Below are 3,244 nucleotides of genomic sequence, written 5' to 3'. Positions count from 1 at the left end.
CCGAGCATGTAGGTGACGCATCGCGTCGAGTCGGTCCAGAGCGCCAGGGCGATCAAGTCGATCATCGATTCGACCTGTTCGTTCAGGTTGGCCGGGGCAAGCGGCCGCTCGATCGTCGGAATCGGGATCGTTTTCTTCGTTTGCTGCAGATTGGCGATTCGCTTTTCCGTTTCGCGAACGACGCTCAGGTACTGATCCAACGTTTGTCGATCTTCCAGACCCGCACGGCGTTGCAGTGATCGGGCGTCCTCGGCGACGCGATCCAACAGGCTGGTCATTTCGGCTCGTTTGGCCGGATTGGACATCGGGTTTCGAAACAGCCGATCATAAATCAATTGCGGATCGCTCTCACGCGGGATCGCGTCTCCGTTCTGATCGTAGGAGATATAGCTGCATCCGAATTGATTGGGAAACAACCCTTCGGTGGTCAATTCCAATGATCGATGCGCGGTGTCGCCGCCGATCTGGTCTGCGATCAGTTGGTCGATCGACGGACTTTTGGTGCTTTGATGATGGCCGCACAAAAACCGCCGCGTCGAATTGGCATGAGAGGAAAAACCGAAGTCGCCCATGTTGTCCAGAATCAGCAGGTCGTCCTTGTGCTTGGCAAAGGGCTGCATCAACGGGGACATGCGAAAGTCAAACTCGGTGCCTCCGTTGATGTTCCAGCTGGGCGGGTGCACGCCGTTGGGCTTGAACAGCGTGACGAACCGGAGCGGCGGCGCGTCGTCGGTTGCCCCCGACGCCGACGCCGACGATTCCATCAAATTCAAAAACGGCAACGGCAACAGTGGTCCCGCGGCCCCACGAAGAAACGTGCGTCGATCGATGTGCCACTTCATCTTGATCCCTACTGGCTGGTTGTCGTTTCGCCCGTCGCCGCACGGCTGTCACGGTTTTGATCACTGCGAACAAAGGCCTGACGCATCGGTAAACACGTGCAAACTTCATGAATCAGATCGCGAAATGTTCCGTCGGATTGCAGCAGCTTGGCATGGATCCGATCGACGGTGGGACGATCATGATACTCCAGTTTGCGACACAGGGCGTATGCCAAAAATCGCTCGACGACATTACGGATGACCGGTTCTTTCCGGCTGGTGGTGAGAATCTGTTTCAGTTCCTCGAAGTCATGAAAGGTCTCACCCGATGGCAGGCGACCGCTCGCATCGATCTGTTCCACATCCACCGCCGTCTCAATTTTCCGACGTTTGTTGCCGGGTTTCTCCAGAAGCAAGTGCGCCCCGGAATCGTCGTAGTACTGCAGCGCAAAACCGAGCGGATCGATTTTGTCGTGGCACACCGCGCACGTCGTGTTGCTGCGATGGATCTCAAATCGCTCTCGAAAGGTCAGGTTGTCTCCACGTCGATTGCTCGGTACTTGACCGACATTCGCTGGCGGTTCGGGCAAGTCGTCGCCAAGGATTCGCTCCAGCATCCAGGTCCCGCGCAAGACCGGGCCTCGGTTCATCGCCAACACACCGGGAATCGTCAAAAATCCGCCGCGATGGACACTCTGCACCAAGTCGATCTTCTGGTTCGGCAGCCGCTCGACCTCAATCCCCTTGCCCTTTTTGTAGGCAACCAACTGTGTGCGATCCCCGGGGTAGTACTTCGCCGTATGGGCATTGACAAATGCGACGTCGGAATCAATCAGTTCCAAGACCGGCCGCCCCTCGGTAAACAGATAATGCAGGTAATCGATGGGCTGGCTTTTCAACGCATCGGCGACCGGCGGATTGTTCGAAACCGAATCAATTTCATCCAACGAGAACCACTCGACGCCCAGATGTTCGGCCAAGCTTCGCGACTTGGGCGAGGCAAGCATGCGGTCGATTTGTCGTTCCAAGACCGACCGGTCTGTCAGCGACCCGACGGCCGCAAGATGCATCAGTTCTTCATCCGGCATGTCGGCCCACAGGAAATAGCTGATCCGTTCGGCCAGCTCAAATGCGTCGACCGGCTCGATCCGGTCACGTGGGATCTGCATCATCAATCCCCGATAAAAGAATCGGGGTGACATCAGAACCGTCTTCATTTCCTGACGGGTGACCCGCTGGCGCTCACTCGGTGACGCGGCGGCAAGATTCGCCAGCGAACGAGCGATCACGTCATCGCTGATGTGCCGTCGGTACGCAGCCCGCGCGACCCGGCGCAGCAGCGTTGCCGCCTGCTCGTGTGAAAGCGTCCCCTCGGTCTCCGAACCGACCAGCCTGTTTAATTGCGGATGCCCGCCGACGGAGAACAGTTTTTCGATGGCGAAATCGACCAGATAAGCATATTGATCCCAAACCACGGTGGTCAACGGGTTCCCCGACGTGTCGTTCTTGAAACCGGAGGCACCCGGCGGATCGGTCGGCAGCAACTTCATCACCAACGACTTCTCCGAAACCGTCTGTTCGGCTTCGATGATGGCCACATCCAATGAAAACCCGAACACGCTGTGCAGGGTGTTGCGAAACTCGTGTGCCGAAAGCCGGCGAGGACGGAAGTGTCCCGGGTGCGCCTGGACGGAATCGACGAATCGGTTCTGGTACCAACGGAGGATCGTCTCCTTTTCCGCTACACTCGGCTGCGGTTGGTCCTCCGGTGGCATGACGGAGTCGCGGATCAGTTCGGTGGCCGATTCCCAGACGTCGAACTGGTCGAGCGCTTGTTGCTGGGTCCGGATCTTGAGCAAATCGACATCGCCGCTGACATCATCGCCGCCGTGGCAGCTGAAACAATATTTCTGAATCAGCGGTCGGATCGTCGTCTCGTAAACGGTCTCGGCGCGGACCGGCCGAACAAAAACGAGGAGGACGGCGGCGCAGAACAGGCATGCTGAACTTCGCTTTTTGGATATCGTCGTGATCATCCGAACGGTTTTCTCGCTTTCGCGCGGCTGGCGTCTCGGTAGCGGCCTGGCGTCTGGTTGACTTCGCGTTTGAACACGACGCTGAAATACTCGGCGTGTTTGAAACCGGTCAGGCGTGAGATCTTGACCAGACTCAGTTCGGTGTCACGCAATAACTGGCAGGCGCGCTTGATTTGAACGCGTCGGATCTCCGCCTGCGGTGAACGCCCCAGGTATTGGCGAAAGCGACGTTCCAAACTGCTGCGGGCGATCGGGACTTCGGCCAAAATGTCCGAGACCGTTAGCCCTTCGCAGGCTCGGAAACGAATCATTTGAATCGCCGCGGCCACGTCTTCATCATCAATCGCCATCACGTCGGTACTCAACCGCTCGGCGATCCCCAACGGT

3 protein-coding genes are annotated in these 3,244 nt (G+C 57.8%); all 3 read right to left on the bottom strand.

Annotation, left to right across the window (positions count from 1 at the left end; translation table 11 throughout):
* Window positions 1-842, bottom strand: an 842-nt coding sequence (locus tag ABX749_RS27110; RefSeq protein ID WP_372898777.1) for a DUF1552 domain-containing protein, incomplete at its 3' end; no start/stop codon positions are given.
* An 8-nt stretch (window positions 843-850) separates the two neighbouring features.
* Complete coding sequence (locus tag ABX749_RS27105; RefSeq protein ID WP_372898776.1) at window positions 851-2,857, bottom strand: DUF1592 domain-containing protein; 2,007 nt, start codon at window positions 2,855-2,857, stop codon at window positions 851-853.
* A partial coding sequence (locus ABX749_RS27100; RefSeq protein ID WP_372898775.1) for a helix-turn-helix transcriptional regulator occupies window positions 2,854-3,244 on the bottom strand: 391 nt, incomplete at its 5' end. The genes ABX749_RS27105 and ABX749_RS27100, both read right to left, overlap by 4 nt.

The organism is Stieleria sp., from assembly GCF_041595215.1.
In the GTDB taxonomy this organism is placed as follows: domain Bacteria; phylum Planctomycetota; class Planctomycetia; order Pirellulales; family Pirellulaceae; genus Stieleria; species Stieleria magnilauensis.
This window is presented reverse-complemented; position numbering and strand designations above follow the sequence as displayed.

Bases quoted from the DNA above. Each gene is read 5' to 3' on its own strand.
- ABX749_RS27105 (WP_372898776.1), bottom strand. From the start codon at position 2,857: ATGATCACGACGATATCCAAAAAGCGAAGTTCAGCATGCCTGTTCTGC.